Annotated in this window: 14 protein-coding genes; 5 read left to right on the forward strand and 9 right to left on the reverse strand. The window is 72.9% G+C overall.

Annotated features, from left to right (window positions below):
* Nucleotides 1–67 precede the first annotated feature (67 nt).
* The 4 genes from ACIBQ8_RS34245 to ACIBQ8_RS34260 all read left to right on the forward strand — a co-directional run bounded on the left by ACIBQ8_RS34245 (nucleotide 68) and on the right by ACIBQ8_RS34260 (nucleotide 3,912).
* Entirely contained in the window at nucleotides 68–961 is an 894-nt protein-coding gene (locus ACIBQ8_RS34245; protein ID WP_397194021.1) for a CNNM domain-containing protein, read from the forward strand.
* Nucleotides 962–1,316: 355 nt separating this feature from the next.
* A complete protein-coding gene (locus ACIBQ8_RS34250; protein WP_397194023.1) occupies nucleotides 1,317–1,892 on the forward strand; it encodes a hypothetical protein in 576 nt (191 codons plus the stop codon).
* 236 nt (nucleotides 1,893–2,128) lie between these two features.
* The gene (locus tag ACIBQ8_RS34255) at nucleotides 2,129–3,358 is read left to right on the forward strand and encodes a cytochrome P450 (RefSeq protein WP_397194024.1); all 1,230 of its coding nucleotides are present in this window, start codon (nucleotides 2,129–2,131) and stop codon (nucleotides 3,356–3,358) included.
* A gap of 44 nt (nucleotides 3,359–3,402) precedes the next feature.
* Nucleotides 3,403–3,912, forward strand: coding sequence for a DUF6624 domain-containing protein (locus tag ACIBQ8_RS34260; protein WP_397194025.1), 510 nt, complete (start codon nucleotides 3,403–3,405; stop codon nucleotides 3,910–3,912).
* Nucleotides 3,913–3,934: 22 nt separating this feature from the next.
* Here the strand turns inward: ACIBQ8_RS34260 and ACIBQ8_RS34265 are convergent, their stop codons facing one another.
* Nucleotides 3,935–4,231, reverse strand: a complete 297-nt coding sequence (locus ACIBQ8_RS34265; RefSeq protein ID WP_397194026.1) for a hypothetical protein — start codon at nucleotides 4,229–4,231, stop codon at nucleotides 3,935–3,937.
* A gap of 91 nt (nucleotides 4,232–4,322) precedes the next feature.
* Here ACIBQ8_RS34265 and ACIBQ8_RS34270 point away from each other — a divergent pair, with 91 nt between their 5' ends.
* On the forward strand, nucleotides 4,323–4,913 hold the full coding sequence (locus tag ACIBQ8_RS34270) for an NUDIX hydrolase (protein WP_397194027.1): 591 nt from the start codon (nucleotides 4,323–4,325) through the stop codon (nucleotides 4,911–4,913).
* A 17-nt stretch (nucleotides 4,914–4,930) separates the two neighbouring features.
* Here ACIBQ8_RS34270 and ACIBQ8_RS34275 read toward each other — a convergent pair whose 3' ends face one another.
* The 8 genes from ACIBQ8_RS34275 to ACIBQ8_RS34310 form a co-directional block, all read right to left on the reverse strand.
* Nucleotides 4,931–5,572 (reverse strand): DsbA family protein, encoded by a 642-nt coding sequence (locus ACIBQ8_RS34275; RefSeq protein WP_397174726.1) that lies wholly within the window; start codon nucleotides 5,570–5,572, stop codon nucleotides 4,931–4,933.
* Between the two features lie 71 nt (nucleotides 5,573–5,643).
* Nucleotides 5,644–6,639, reverse strand: a complete 996-nt coding sequence (locus tag ACIBQ8_RS34280) for a hypothetical protein (RefSeq protein WP_397194028.1) — start codon at nucleotides 6,637–6,639, stop codon at nucleotides 5,644–5,646.
* A gap of 195 nt (nucleotides 6,640–6,834) precedes the next feature.
* On the reverse strand, nucleotides 6,835–7,350 hold the full coding sequence (locus tag ACIBQ8_RS34285; RefSeq protein ID WP_397194029.1) for a DUF3592 domain-containing protein: 516 nt from the start codon (nucleotides 7,348–7,350) through the stop codon (nucleotides 6,835–6,837).
* Nucleotides 7,351–7,484: 134 nt separating this feature from the next.
* A complete protein-coding gene (locus ACIBQ8_RS34290; protein ID WP_397194030.1) occupies nucleotides 7,485–8,789 on the reverse strand; it encodes an MFS transporter in 1,305 nt (434 codons plus the stop codon).
* Nucleotides 8,790–8,906: 117 nt separating this feature from the next.
* Entirely contained in the window at nucleotides 8,907–11,855 is a 2,949-nt protein-coding gene (locus ACIBQ8_RS34295; RefSeq protein ID WP_397194031.1) for a lantibiotic dehydratase, read from the reverse strand.
* Entirely contained in the window at nucleotides 11,852–13,168 is a 1,317-nt protein-coding gene (locus ACIBQ8_RS34300; protein WP_397194032.1) for a lanthionine synthetase C family protein, read from the reverse strand. The genes ACIBQ8_RS34295 and ACIBQ8_RS34300 overlap by 4 nt, the downstream gene beginning before the upstream one ends.
* Nucleotides 13,165–13,746, reverse strand: coding sequence for a hypothetical protein (locus tag ACIBQ8_RS34305; protein WP_397194033.1), 582 nt, complete (start codon nucleotides 13,744–13,746; stop codon nucleotides 13,165–13,167). Before ACIBQ8_RS34305 ends, ACIBQ8_RS34300 begins: the two co-directional genes overlap by 4 nt.
* 63 nt (nucleotides 13,747–13,809) lie before the next feature.
* On the reverse strand, nucleotides 13,810–15,420 hold the full coding sequence (locus ACIBQ8_RS34310) for a hypothetical protein (RefSeq protein ID WP_397194034.1): 1,611 nt from the start codon (nucleotides 15,418–15,420) through the stop codon (nucleotides 13,810–13,812).
* Between the last annotated feature and the right edge of the window lie 7 nt (nucleotides 15,421–15,427).

Here is a 15,427-nt window from a genome sequence, read left to right on the forward strand (position 1 = left end):
TGTCAGCGGACCCGAGCAGTAGCCCCAGCCTCAGGGACGGCCTTCGTCTGCGGGGTGCGCAGCCGCGATGAGTGTCGCCCTCGGCCTGGTGGCCATCGTCCTGCTCACCCTCGCCACCGGCTACTTCGTCGCCCAGGAGTTCGCCTACGTCAGCGCCGACCGGCTCGCCCTGTCCCAGCAGGCACCGCTGATCGCCGGCACCCTCGCCCCGCTCTTCGACGCCGTCGGCCTGCCCGAGGCCGTCGCGCACGCGGTGGCGTTCGTCGTCGCGCTGGCGGTCGTGACGTTCCTGCACATGGTGCTCGGTGAGATGGCGCCCAAGTCCTGGGCCATCGCCCACCCCGAGCGCTCGGCCACCCTGCTCGCACTGCCGTTCCGCGGTTTCACCCTGCTGGTCCGTCCGCTGATCAGCGCGCTGAACGCGGTCACCAACGGGCTGCTGCGGCTGTTCCACGTCCGTCCGGACGAGGCGGGCGCCAAGGCGCGCACCCCCGACCAGCTCCGGCACCTGGTGGCCGAGTCGTGCAGGCTCGGCCTGATCGAGGCCGACGACCACGTCGTGCTCAGCCAGGCCCTGCAGGCGCCGCAGTCCGGCATCGCCGCGCTGCTCACCCCGGCCGCGCAGATCGTCGGCGTCCCCGCCAACGCCGCCGCCCAGGACGTCATCGACGCCTGCAACCGGTCCGGGCGCACCCGGCTGATCGTGTGGTCCGACGCCGGGCCGAGCGGGGTCGTGCACCTGCGCGACGCCTACCTGGCCCGCCGGCGCGGCGCCGCCACCGCCGCCGCCCAGCTCGCCTACCGCGTGCCGGACCTGCCCCAGGAGACCTCGGTCGCCGACGCGGTCGCCCGGCTGCGCGCCGCCCACAGCCAGATCGCCCTGATCCGCGACGACGCCGGCACGCTGACCGGCCTCGTCACCCTGGACGACCTGCTCACCACCCTGCTGCTGCCCGCCTGACCACCGGCGGGGCGGGGCGGCGGCGCCGACGGCTCGCCCGGCGTTTCGGGGCCGGCCGGCCCCGATCGACAGGACGCGTAGCCGTACGGGGTCGCCTCTTGAACACGCGAGCCACCCCGCCGAGGGCCCCTCATATTCGGCATATCGGAAAATTCCTCTTTATTAATAAATGCGCCTGCCTCTTCTTGTCGACCTTTCTTTGCCATTGCTTAACCTGTCGGTGTGTGCTCAACTTATGATTCGATTTACCCATTCCGGCCGGGATGTTAGGCGGCAGAATTGCGACATGCATAGACATGTCCCTTTCGGCGGCCGCAGGATCGACATTTCGCACCATCAACGGAGGAAGATCGCCATGTTCAAGAAACTGCTGCGTTTCCTTCCCGTCGGCCTCGCGGCCGGCTCGCTGCTGGCCACCGTGGCCCTGCCCGCTCCGGCGTCGGCGTCGGCCTCCCAGGCCGGAACGCGGCAAAATGTCGTCACCGTACTCGGCTACAACAGCACCGACTGGAAATACCTCCAGGTGCCGCCCGGGGCCAACGCCCCGCGTTTCTACGAGCCGGACTTCGATGACAGCGACTGGTCGAGCGGGCAAGAAGGATTCGGCACCACCAACGGCATCTGCTCCTGGAACAATTCCGCCCACGTCAAGACGTCCTGGGCGGTGAACACCGACATCCTGGTACGCCATTGGGTGCACATCCCGCGCAACGCCCGGCAGATCCGCATCCAGGGAACGATCGACAACGATGCGCGGGTCTACTTCAACGGCCGCCTCGTCCAGGCCGTCAGGAGCGGCGGCTGCGCCGCGGGCGCGATCAACGTCGTCCTGCCCGCCAGGCACCTGGAGCACTGCAACCTCCTGGCCATCCGCGGCCATGACTACGGCGTCGGCACCTATCTGAACGTCGAGGTCAGCTACGTGAGGTAACCCCTCCGCCGGAACGGACACCTCAGCACCGCCGCGAGCCCCCGGCCCCCTGCAACCGCGAGAGGGCCGGGGGCTCGCTCCATGCGCCCGGCCCCGGGCCGCCCGGGAGCAAGGGCGGCTCGCCGGCCTGGTGGAGGGAGAAACGGGCCCTTGAAACGATCCTCGACAGGTTGTGGACTCTTGAACTGAGAGGAAGGGCGGGCTCGACCGAAGCCCTGCCCGCACCGGAGGCACGCGTGACCCCCGCACCCGTGGTTCTCGACAGCAGCGGACGCCGCATCTACGAGCAGGCCGACGCCTTACGAGCCGCCGGACCGGCCGTGCCCGTCCGGTTGCCCGGCGACCTCACCGCCTGGTCGGTGACCGACGGGGAGGTCGTCAAGCACCTGCTGACGCATCCCCACGTCTCCAAGGACGCGCGCAAGTCCTGGCCCGGCTACCGCCCCTACGCGATCGGCTGGCTCACCGCCTGGGTGGACGTGAAGAGCATGTTCACCACCGACGACCCCGACCACCAGCGGTTGAAGAACCTGGTCGGCAGAGCGTTCACGCCCCGCCGCGTGGAGGCGATGCGGCGGCCGATCACCACCGTCGTCACCACGTTGCTGGACGCCCTGGCCGCCGAGGCTCCGGGAGGCGTCCTGGACCTGCGGGCACGCTACTCCTACAGAATTCCCACCCAGGTCATCTGCGACCTGTTCGGCGTGCCGCCGGATCAGCGGCCCGCCATGCTGGCCACCATCGACGCCGTGCTGGACACCACCCTGTCAGCCGAGCAGACGACCCGCGTGCAGCAGGAGATGATCGCCTCGATGCACCGTCTCGTCCAGGCCAAGCGAGCCCAGCCCGGCGACGACATGACCACCCGGCTGATCGCCGCCAGGGACGGCGGCCTCGATCAGCTCACCGACGACGAGCTCGTCAGCACGCTGCTCCTGATGATCGGCGCGGGCAGCGAGACCACCGTGTCTCTGCTCGACCATGCCGTCATCGCCATGCTCAGCCACCCCGAGCAGCTCGCTGCCGCCCGCCGCGACCCCGCACGCTGGGACGACGTCATCGAGGAGACTCTGCGCCGGCACCCGCCCGTCATGCATCTGCCGCTGCGCTACGCCACCGCGGACATCCCCCTGGACGGGCGGACCGTCATCCGGGCCGGCGACCTCATCCTCATCTGCTTCGGCGCTCACGGGCGTGACCCTGCCGTCAATGCCGATCCCGGCCGCTTCGACATCGACCGGCACGACCGTGCGCACCTGGCCTTCGGCCACGGCATGCACTACTGCCTGGGCGCGCCGCTGGCCCGGCTGGAGGCGCGCATCGCTCTGCCCGCACTGTTCGACCGCTTCCCCGATCTGCGGCTGGCCACCGGCCTGCCGGATCTCCAGCCGCTGCCCTCCTTCATCGGCACCGACGTGCTCCAACTGCCCGTGACGCTGACCACCGACTGCAGAAGCGGCGCCTAGCTGCACTGCGCCAGGACATCGAAACGACAGGGGGGCCTGTCAAGATGAACGATGAGCTCCGTGCTGAGCTGCTGGAACGCATGAGGCGCGATCAGGAGGTCCGGCTGAGCCTGCCCAGGAGTGGGCCCGTGTCCGAGGACCTGATGGAGCGATGGACGACCGTGGACGCCGACAACACCGCCTACCTCAAGCAGGTGATCGACGAGCACGGCTGGCCGGGACGCGACCTCGTCGGAGATGAAGGAGCGCAGGCGGCATGGCTGCTGGCCCAGCATGCCGACCACGATCTGGCCTTCCAGCAACGGTGCCTGGAGCTGCTGCGGGACGCCGTGGGCCAGGGCCAGGCGGCGCCTCGACACCTCGCCTACCTCGTGGACCGGGTTCGAGTCGGTGAGGGGCGGCCGCAGGTGTTCGGCACGCAATACCACGCCCCTGACGGCGTCTTCCAGCCGCGGCCGATAGAAGATCGTGATCGGCTCGATGAGCGCCGGGCCGAGGCCGGGCTGGAACCGCACGCCGACTACGACAGCTCGATGCGTGAGCAGTACGGATGAGCGGCGTGGTCAGATGCCCGGCTCACCGGCTTCGACCGTTGGTGGTGCCGAGACGGCGTACGTCATGAACACCGGACGCGGCCGCCGCACCGGCGACGACGACCGTCGCGCAGCCGGCGAGCACCACTCGCACCCCGACGGCGTCGGCGAGCGGATCGGCGAACGCGGAGAACAGCGGTACCAGCACGCTGCCGGCGACCGAAGAGGTGGCGATCACCCGGCTGAGCTGCTCCCGCGGGATCCCCGGCGGCTCGTGGGCCTGGGCGATCAGCTCGCCCGGCCGAGGAGATGCAGGCCGCGATCCAGCAGGTGCGTACATGGTCCCACCTCTCGCGAAGTGCGGCTTGGGTTCGCCGCCCCCGTCGTCGGACCGGCTGACGTGTGCCGCCGGGCAGGTGCGGGGGTGACCTGTGGCGATCACTGACGCGGACCTGTCGAGTGTCGTCCGGGACTACCTCGCGCGATTCCCGGACGACGCCGCGCTCCTGTCCGAGCCGCTTCGCCTGCTGGCCGAGGGCCGGGATTTCGCCTCGCGGCGGAATTTCCGGATGCATGTGACCGTCGGCGCGCTGCTCGTGAGAGGTGGCGTCGAGGTCCTGCTCGTCCGGCACCGCGCTTACGGGATGCTGTTGCAGCCCGGCGGGCATCTGGAGCCGGACGACACTTCGCTGATCGACGCAGCGGTGCGCGAGCTGGCGGAGGAGACCGGCATCGATCCCGCGCAGGTCGTGCCGAGGTCGCGGACCCCCGTCTACATCGAGTACGGCCGCGTGCCGGCACGACCGCGGAAGGACGAGCCGGCGCACCGTCACCTCGACATCGGGTACGCGTTCGTGACGCACGCCGACACGGGGCCGATCCAGGAGTCGGAGGTGACGGACGCGGCCTGGTACCCCCTCGACGAGGCCGAGCGCCTCGTCGGCCCTCGCATCGCCCGAGCCGTGCCGGCCCGCGAGCAGAACGCGCCCGCCCGTGGGTGGAACGCGCCGGCCCGCGAGTAGAAAGCGTCGGACGTGCCTCAGTCGAAGGACGGTCTGACGCCCTGCGGCCGGCTCCGCTTGAGCTCGAAGAAGTCCTGCGTCCCGGCGACCAGGACCAGGCCGTCCCAGAGCCGGCCGGCTGCCTCGCCGCGGGGCGCCTGCCTGATCACCGGGCCGAACAGGGCCATCCCGGCGATGCGGAGAACGGGCGTTCCGACATCGAGCCCCACCTCGTCGAAAGCCTCGTCGTGGGAGTCCCTGACGAGCTGGTCCAGCTCATCGCTGTCGGCGGCGGCCGCCAACGCGGCGGGCAGGCCCACCTCCGCGAGGGCTTCGGTGATGACCGTGGGGTCATCGCGGCGTCTCTGGTTGTGGAAGCGGGTGCCGACAGCGGTGTACAACGGGCCGAGAACCGCGTGGCCGGCGTGCTCGGCGGCGGCCGCGCAGACGCGTACCGGCCCCCAGGCCTCCTCCATGCCCTTCCGGTAGTCGTCGCTCAGCCCTTCGCCCTTGCGCTGGACGAGGTTCAGGTGGGCCAGCGACATGAGCCGCCAGTCGGCGCGCACCGGCCGTACCTTCTCGACCTCCAGCAGCCAGCGCGAGGTGACCCACGCCCAGGGGCACAGCGGATCGAACCAGAACGGGACCTCGACGAGCTCCGACTCTTCCGTGATCGTCATGATGGCTTCCTTCCTCTCGGGCCGCTCTCGCATGCCCCGGTGGCTCGCGTCAGGACGGCGCGGCCCACGCCCTAACGCTGGTTCCGCTCGTACGCCTGATCGAGGGTCCAGATGTAGTACCACCTGCCCTCACGGAGTGTCCGGACGCTGTTCTGGCTGATCGCTTGGACGACGCTCCATATCCCACCGGTGGCGCCCAGGACGCCGAGCGCAGCGGTCAGCGCCGGACCGTACACGGCGGTGAGGGTCGCTCCCGTGGTTCCGAGGACGGCGCCGGTGGCGGCAAGAGCTCTGGTCCTCTGGATCTTGGCCATTTCGGCCTGGCATTCCTGAATCTGCTCCCGGATCTCCAGGCCGATCCGGGTCAGGGCCACTTCGGACTGGACGGCGTCCTGGGCCTCGTCGAGCTGGAGGAACTTGCCGCGCAGGTAGGTGCGGAAACGGTCGTAGGATCCGAACTCCTCGACGGTGATCCTGCTGAAGTCCCCAAGTCCGACGCCGTCGATGTAGGGCAGTCTGATGTCCAGGATCGGCCGGACGATCCGGCTCTTGACGGGCTCTTCGCCGGACGCCTCGATCGCGCGCCGCCCTTTGAGGAGGAAGTCGACGGCCCGAGCGTCACGGATCGACCTGCTCCTCTGTACGGGGCGTCCCTTCTTGACCTGCTGCGTGCGCAGGCAGTAGGTGGGCAGGTACCAGGTCAGCCCGGCTTGCAGGAGGGGCCGGGCCTGAAGGATCCAGGCGCCGAGCTGCGCCAGATCGAGCGTCCTGATGCCGAAGTAGTCCTCCCGCCAGTTCTCGCGAGGCTCGGGGGCGGCTGCCATATGGAGCATCGAGGCCGGTAGGTCGGGCGGCGTCCCGGGCGGGAGCCGCGGTTTGTTTCCTGAGCGTCTCCCCGGGTCGTCCCAGTGGATTCCGGTCTGTCCGATTTCGTGATATGTCCCGCCTATGCCGTCGGAAAGAAGGAGGGTGTCGGAGATGAGCGAGACGCGCTTTGTGACGGCGGCGAGGTCGCTTGCTCTGAGGCCGAGGCTCACGTCGAACTCGTGCTGGGTGAGTGAGCTCATGTCGCGCAGGGTGTCCGCGTCCCGGTCCCAGAAGTAGGCTGCGTACTTTTTCGCTACTTGTTCTGGTTGCTCATCTTGATGCAGGCTGCGGAAGAATTTCTGCATATGTCTGGCGATGACATGATTCTGGGTTGGGTGACGTCCCCAAAGCCGCATTCGTCCATCATAGGTCTTTGTATTCGCTGAAAAAGGCGGTCACTCGGCGTCCAGGCCCGGAGGGCAGTCGACGGGCTCGGAGGTGCCGTCGGCGTGTTCGATCTGGCAGCCGTTCTCCGTGCCGCCGAATGGGCCGGCATGTCCGGGGAAGCCGGCGAAGACGGCCAGGCCGACGGCGGCGGCCAGGAGCCCGACGACGATGCCGCCGTAACCGCCCCCGACGCCGGCGTCACCGGCGGGCGCGGCCTTCGTCGGGTCCTCCGGGTCGTAGAGGACGTCGGTCTCCCTGCCGATGCCCAGCTTCGACTCGGCCCAGGACTCGGCGGTCACCTCCCGCCCTTCCTCGGTCGTGAAGGTCAGCACCGGGCGCCGGCTCGCCTTCAGATGCTCGCCGCGTCCGGTGAACGCGGTGGCCACGTCGGTGACCACGCCCGGCACCCGCCGCGCCCCGCGGACGAACCGCCTGCCTTGCACGATCCCCCTGACCGACACCAGCACGATCACGGCGCCGAACGCCACGAACAACAAGGGCAGGTACTCGAAGACTTGCTCCACGGCGGTCCCCCAGAAATCGGCAACACCCGGACAACGATCGAGAACGGCGCATGGTTCGCGGCGCTGCGGGGGAGTGCGGGACCGCGGCCCCCGGACGCAAGGAGCCGGTGAGCGCCACCGTCGTCAAGGCGGCGTCAGGCGGGGGAGTGCGGGGCCTTGCCGCCGGTCGGGGTGTCGTCCCCGGCCGGGGCGGGTTCTCCGGTGAAGTGGCGCAGCTCCGGGCTGAGCGCGGCCACGGCGGCGGTCAGGACGAGCAGTCCGCCCAGCACGACGAGGGCCCCGGCACCGCCCAGCGCCGCGGCCAGCGCCCCGCCGAGTACGGGCCCGAGCGGCTTGAGCGCCATCGCGCTCGTGCTCAGGACCGCGCCCATCCGGCCGAGCATCGCTTCCGGCACCATCCGTGCGACCACGACGTTCATCACCACGTTCAGCGACGGCGTGGACAAAGTGATGAACACGAGCGGGATCATCGGCCACCACGCCCCCCAGGGCAGTGCCGTGGCCGCCAGCGCGGCCCCGAAGACCGTGACGACGGCGAGCAGGAGCCGTCCAGGAGGCAGCAGCCTGCTGATGCGGCCCGACAGCAGCGCGCCGGTCAGCCCGCCGATGCCGAGACCGGCCAGGACCGTGCCGGTGACGCGGGCGTCACCGCCGCGTTCGCCGACGAGCACGATCAGCGGGATGAGGAACGCCCCGCCGAGCAGGTTGAGCACCGTCACCGCCGCGGTGACCTCCCGCAGGCCATGCCGCCGCCACAGCCACCTGACGGCCTCGGCCGCCTCCCGGCGCATGCTGCGCCGGACCGGCCGCTGCCCCTCGCCGTCGTCCGGGGCGGACGGCTGCGGCTCCTCCGCCGGGCGGCGGGGCACCTTGGCCAGGGCGTAGAAGAGCGTGGCGGCGACGAAGGTGACGGTGTCGACGACGAAGGGCACCGCCCGTCCGAGGCCGTACAGCAGGCCGCCGAGCGGAGGGCCGATCAGCCCGGCCGCGTGGGTACGGGCCTCCTCCTGCGCGTACGCGCCGTGCAACTGGCCCGGGGGGACGACGCCGCGCAGCGCCGTGTCCTGGACGGGACCGAGGAACGCCGCGCACAGCCCGTCCAGCACCGCCAGCGTGACGAACTGCCAGACCTGTGCCTGACCGGTGATGACCAGCGCCGTCAGCAGCGCGGAGACGACCGCCTGCACGCTCTGGGCCGTGACGAGCGTACGGCGGCGGTCCCACCGGTCCACCCAGACGCCGGCCGGCATCTGGGCCGCCAGGAAAGCGACGGTACGGGCCCCGGCGACGACGCCCGCCGCCCCGGGCGACCCGGTGAGCGCCAGCACCAGCAGCGGCATGGCGAGCGCGGTGAGCTGCGACCCCAGCTCGGAGATCGCGCTGCCGACCCACAGCAGTTGGAAGCGCACGTTCCTGCGCAGCGGGACGAGGTCGGTCACGGCGCGTCTTCCTTGGAGGCGGGGGCGGGTCACCCGGCCTGAGGCGGCGCCTCCGGTGTCGGGCAGCTCGGACGGGACCCGGAGAAACTACCCATCAGGGATGACGCTGTCCAACCGTCACCGGCGGGCGAGACCTTCGCGGGTGCGGCGAAGGAGCTCCAGGACGCGGTGTTCGAGCTCGTGACCGGTGCCGAGCAAGCGGTTGCAGTGCAGGTGCACATGGCTGCGGCACACCTCGGGAGAGGGGCGGGTGGACGGCAGGCCCCGGCGGCGGGCGGCCAGCAGGGACGTCAGGGCCCGGTCGCGCGAACCCGGATCGCCCAGGAGCCGGCGCAGCTCGCGGGAGCGCCGGCGATGGTCCCGGCCGCCGTCCGGGGAGAGGGAGACGGCGTCGCGGTAGAAGCGCGTGCGCCGCTCGACGTCCAGTCCGAGGCCGTCGAGCAGGTCGTCGACGCTGAGCGCGGCCACGGTGGCCGGGGCGCAGGGGAACCCGTGGCCTCTGGACAGGGCGAGCAGACCGGCCACGGCCGCGCTGTCGGCGATGAACACGTCCTCGGCGGCCGGCATGTCGTCCAGGCCGCCGTACCGCTCGATCTCGCGTTCGTAGGTGTCGAAGGCGAAGGTCGCGCACGCGCCCGTGGAGATCAGCTCGGCCGCCCAGTCGCAGACGTGGCGCATGAGCGGGCCGAGCAGCGTGGCGGGGTCGCCGTGGAAGCGGACGCGCAGGTGCGGGCCGGGATCGGCGTAACGCAGGAAGAACCAGCCGTCGGCCAGCCCGGCTCCGGTGACGAACTGCCCGAAGGGGCGCAGCGAGTCGACGATCAGCTCGTCCTGGAACCGGCGGGGGCCGTACAGCTTGAGGTAGAGCCAGTCGCTGCCGGGCGGCCGCACGCGGGCGCCGGCAGGCACGACGCCGGGGCTCCGGCGGCGCGGCGGGACGTCCCGCCGCTCCCTGAGCGCGAGCGGCACCACCACCTCGCTGAGGTGGAAGCCCGCCGGTCCCGGCAGCCAGGCGTGATCCGGGTGGGGCAGGGCCTCCTGGAGCGTGACGGGACGTCCCTGCGGTTCCTCGCGCAGCAGTCCGGCGTGCTCGGGGTCGTCCAGGTCGAGCAGCAGCCGGTTGTCGCCACCGGCCAGGTACACGTGGCGCGGCACGCCGTGCGCCCGCCGCCAGGCGGCCGGGCCGCCCGCCGCGCTCAGGGCGGCGGGATCGACCCGCCAGCGGGCCAGGGACAGGACGATGCGACCTCGCTGGATCCGGGGCAGGAACGGCAGACCGGCGGCCGGCCCCCAGTCGAACGAGGTGAACGCGCACCGGCCGTCGCGGGCGGCGTCCAGCAGGAAGCGGGCCGCCGGGGGCGCGTGCGACGGGTTGAGCATGTGGCACTGCGTGGCGACGACCTCCACGTCCCGGGCGGGCCACCGGACGGTGAACCGGCCGTCGCGCAGGCCCACGACCAGCTCGTCGACCGGTACGGCCCACTCTTCCGCGAGGCCGGCGGAAGGGCCGAACCGGATCTCGTGGCGGTGCCCGCACCGGCGTACGGCGACGTTGCCGGAACGGGCCCGCTCCGGCGTGTAGACCACCTCGGCGAGGAGCCGGCCGGGCGCGTGCCGGGACTCGGCCTCGGCCGCCCGCGCCAGCGCGGTGGCCGCCGGGGGGCCGAGCAGGTCGGCGAAGCGCCCGAGGGTGCGCCCGGCCGCGTGCGCGCCCAGGTTCGGGCCGACGACGAGCAGGAAGTCGCCCTTGTCCACGGCCTCGGCGCTGGAGCCCGCCACCAGGACCGCCAGATCGAGGGTCGGCGGGGCCGGCGCGTCCGCCGGGGTCCAGGTCTGGAGGCGGGCCAGCAGGTCGTCGTCGAGTTCGACGGCGGTCACCCGGTCACGGCAGGCGTTCACCGCCAGGTCGGTCAGCAGCCGGTGCCGGGCGGCCGGCGCGTGGGCCTGGCCGCCGTCGGCGGGGCGGCCCAGCCCGACGTCCGGATCGACCAGTTCCAGCAGCGGGACCTCGCGGTCCGCGCCGTAGCGGCTCTCGAACGCCCGGCGGCAGGCGTCGAGGTGCGGCGGTCCGGCGGGGTGCGGGCTCAGCCGGAGCAGCAGCTCGGCCGCGACCGCCGCCTCCGCCCCGATCCGCCTGTTCAGGCCGGTCCCGGACAGCGGCAGCGCGAGGTCCGTCTGCAGGAGGTTGCGCGGGTCGGCGGGGGACGCGATCGTGGTCATCCGGTCCAGCAGGCCCGGCCACGCGCGGGCCCGTTCGCCGAGCGGGCGGGCGTCCCACTGCCGCAGGGCCGCGAGCAACCCGGCGAGGTCGTCCGCGACGGGATGGCCGGCGAGCCGTTCCCGCACGTGGCCGAGCGGGTCGCGGGTGAGCGGCGGACGCAGGTCGTGGTGCAGGAACCCCTGCCGGAGCAGCTCCTCGACCAGCCCGTCCGCCTTCTCCGGCGTGGCGCCGGGCAGCGTGATCAGCGCTTCGACGAGCTCCGCACGCGGGACGGGCGCGCGGGCGAGGGCGAGCGCCCGCCGTACCGCCGAGGTGGCCCGTACGGAGGCCGCGCCGCCCGCCGGGAACGCCCGCCCGGCGCGGACCAGCACGGACGGGTCGGCCACCAGGCGCAGCCGGGCGCGGACCCCGGGGTCGGCTTCGAGGTGCGCGACCAGGTCCGTGAGCCAGCCCAGGTCCGGACGGGTGCGGGTGCGCGGCTCCTGCTTGGCGAGAGCCAGATCGGTGCAATCTCCCCAGCCGGCCAGGGCGACGCCCGCGAAGAGACCGAACGGCGTCGGCCGGGTGCTCATGCGGATGAGGTAGCGCAGCAGCTTGCGGCCGACCCGCGGGGCCTTGGGATGGCCGGGCGCCGTCCGCGCCAGAGCGGCGGCCAGATCGCCGCTGGCCACCTGGACGGCCGCCACCACCGCCGGGTCGCCGGGCAGCAGGCGGCCCGGATCCGCCGGCTCGCCCGCTCGCCCGGCGGCGTCCACCGGCAGGAGCGGGGCGCGCACCAGCGCCCAGTCCATCGGCGCGTACAGGCTCCGGTCCCCGCGGAGCACGGCAGGTTTCGCGCGGGTCATGACAGCAGGAAGAGCCGATCCCAGGCCGGTTCGACGTCGGTCGCCGCGGCCAGCAGCACCAGGACGACGCCCGCCGCGCCGTCCAGGACCCCGGCGCGGTCCACGGCGTTGCCCTGCGGCTCCAGCGAGGCGTACCCGAGCGGACGTTCCGGCTGGTAGGCGGCCAGCAGCTCGTCCACGAGCTCGGCCGCCTCCTGGCGGAACAGGCCGGTGTCGCGGGTGAAGCGGAGCACGACCTGCAGCAGGCCGCCGACCCCGTGGCAGAACGTCGGCGACGGGATCGCGCGTCGCGCGGCCGGGCGGCGCAGGACGGCGTCCATCGCCTCCAGCGCCAGCTCGCCCAGGAGGCCGTCGTCGAGCGCCTGGGCCGCCAGCCACAAGGCGCGGGCGACCCCGGGCGTCCCGTAGCACCACGCGGTCCTTGACGGGGTGGCCGGGCCGGGCCGTCCCTCGCCGGTCAGCGGGACGAGCGCGGGCCAGCCGTCCCCGGCACGATGGGCGACCAGCCAGCCGGTGATCCGCCTGACGGCGTCGGCCTGGCCCGGCACCTCGACGCCCGCGCGCAGGGCGAGCGACAGCAGGGCGAGCGGCCCCGGGATGCCGTGCGCGAGACCGCAGTCCAGCGCGCCGTGCGGGTGCAGCCGCGCCATCGTCTCGTCGCCCATCAGGTGGGCGGGCGTCATCCAGGCGGGCGGCTCCTGCTCCCGGGCGAGCGTCACGAGCCCCGTGAGGATCGCGGGCAGGACCTCGTGCGGGTCGTGCCTCAGCAGGTGGGCGCCCGTCCCGCAGGCTCCGGAGATCAGGTCGAACGCGCTCACCGGGCCCGGCTCGCGGGTCTCGCCGAGCCGCGTGCCGATCGCCGCGGCCCGGGGCGCGAGGGCGTCGTCCAGCGTGGCGAGCATCCGCCGGTAGCGCGTCCCGTCCCGGCTCAGCGACACGGTGGCGAACGCCAGCCCGCTCAATCCGGCGAACAGGCCCGACGGCGCCCCCTCCACGTCCGCCGCGGCCGCCGTGAGGAACTGGTGGCCCACCGCGTCCCAGCCTTCGCCGGGCAGGCAGGCGTCCAGGCAGGCGCAGGTCAGCGCGAGGCCCGCGTCGCCGTCGGCCACGGCGTAGGGCCTGCGGGCCAGGGATTTCGGGAACCGGGTCTGTTCGACGGACGCGGCGAGCGCCGCCGCCAGCCGGCCCGGGTCGGTCACCCGCGCGGCGACGTCGCGGGCGACGCGGAGGGCCGACGCCCGCCGGTCGGGGCCGAGCGGGCTCTGCCAGGCGGTGTCACACTGCTGCGCCGGCCCGGACGTGACGGCGCTCACCGGTTCTCACCGCACCAAGCGTCGCACGTCACGCAGCTGCCGCAGTTGGTGGGGATGACGCAGGTCTCGTAGCAGGACCCGCAGTTCGTCACGCACGTCTCGCAGGTCGGCGCGCAGGTGCCCGGCGTCACGCAGTCCCCGCCGTCCGCCCCCGTCGGCTCCTGGCAGTCGTGCTCGCGGGTGTCGGTCAGGCCCGGGACGCACTGGCCGCTGCTCGACCGGCCGATCCGCACGTCGAGGTCGAACTCGTCGGGGGAGCGGGCCGTGCGGGTTCTGGTGAACTCCACCATCGCGTCGCGGCGCAGGGACACCTGGGTGGCCTCCTCGCCCCGGAACGGCTCCTCGTGGCGGGCGACCGGGGTCATGTCGACGACGTCGCCGGTGCGGAACTCGGCGTAGTAGTCGAGCCCGCGCGTGAAGTACAGCCGCCGGTGGCCGGGCCGGTCGCTGTCGCCGAGGAAGCCGGTCATGCGCAGAACCGCCGCGGGCGCCTGCGCCGGATCGGGACGCAGCCGCTCCACGATCGGGTCCTGTGATCTGCGGGCACTCCCCGGTGCCTGCTCGTCCTCGTCGGGCATCGCACGCGCTCCTTGACGTCCGCGGTTGCCGGGTCGCGGCGACGTGGCCCCGCGGCCCCTTGATCAGCGCTCCAGCAGGGCGCCCAGGCGGCGGCCGGACTCCTCGGCCATCGCCCGTACCATCTCGGCGACGGTCTCCTCCGGCCGGCCGGGCACGGGGCCCAGGAACGCGGCGGCCGGCAGCGGGCCCAGTGCCCGCAGCACCAGGTCCCTCGTCCGCAGGAACGCCTCGGCGCTGTCGCGGAACGACGCCCCCGAGGATTCGAGCTGCGCGAGCACACTGTCCTGGTCCGCCAGCTCCTGCCGCTGACCGCTCGGCTCGCCGGTCGCGGCCAGGGCGGCGAGGCAACCGCTGATCTCCTGCCGCGCGGCGCTCCGCAGGGCGGCGGCGTCCCGGTCGGCGTCCCGGTCGGCGTCCCGGTCGGCGTCCTCGTCGGGGTGCCCGGCGTCCGGCCGGGACAGGGCCGTGCGGATGGTGTCGGCCTCACGCTCGTACAGGTCGAGCACGAGGTGCGCGTACGCGCCCTCCGGCGCGGGCGACGGGTCGAACGCCTCGTTGATCCCGCCCAGCCAGCGCAGGAAGAGCCGGCCGCCGGTGCCGAGCTGTTCCGTGTGCCCGCCGAGACGGTGCAGGAGGTACTGGGCCCGGTCGAAGGACCGCCGCGCCTGCCGGGCGGGGTCCGCGCCGGTGATCGGCCCGTACCGGCCGGCCAGTTCCGCGTGCCTGGCGGCCACGGTGGAGTGGAACAGCGCCAGGGTGGTGTAGACGTGGCTCACGGTGAGGGCGCGATCGACCGGCCAGCCCTCGCCCGCCTCCGGCCTGGCCCGGTTCCAGTGCGGACGGATCAGCGGCGAGGCCGCCGCGTCGTAGTCCTCGTCCAGCAGCGAGTGGGTGTGTTCGAGGTCGGTGAACTTGGCGTGCATCGCCTCGTGCAGGAGATACTCGGCGGCCTGCCACGCACTGCCCAGCACGGCGGCCGACAGGAAGATCACCCCCGGGATGCGAGGATGCGTGAGCGACGCGAACCCTGGCGACGCCGACCCGGACGACGCCGACCCGGGCGTCTCCTTGCCCGCGACGACGACCAGGTGCACGTGGCTCAGCGCGCTGCGCGCGAGCACCGGGCAGAGCTCGTGCAGCAGCTCCGCACCCCGCAGGAGCGTCTCGCGGACGCGGCCCTCGGGGCTCGTCAGGGTGAGCCCGTGGAAGCTCGCGGAGAAGACGCGGCGGAAGAACTCTCCCAGCGGGTCCGCCTCCGCCCGCGGCTCGGTCCACACCCACGGCCGGCCGGCCTCATGCAGCCTCATCAGGTCCGCGGCCCCCTCGGCCAGCGGCGGCACGGCCGCGCGGGGGCTCTGAGCCGCCGCGGTCTCCAGGACGGCGTCCAGCTCCTCCTCGGGCCAGGGCAGCTCCCGGCCGCCGAGCACGGCGCTCAGCCAGGTGTCGGTCGCCACCCGGACCGCCGGATCGCCCAGCACCTGGTGGTGCCAGGCGTCGGAGGCGTCCTCCTGCGCGGCGAGCAGCAGATGCGCGCCCTTGGAGTGCTCCTTGAGCAGGAGCAGGCGGTGGCGGTAGTGCAGGCGGGTGCGCCGGCGGATGTAGTCGCAGTCGCCGAACGGGCGGTCGCCGGCGAGGATCTCCTCCATCTGCCGCCGCCCCTGAGCGGTGTTCACCGGGCGC

This window comes from Nonomuraea sp. NPDC049646, assembly GCF_044465525.1.
Lineage (GTDB): Bacteria > Actinomycetota > Actinomycetes > Streptosporangiales > Streptosporangiaceae > Nonomuraea.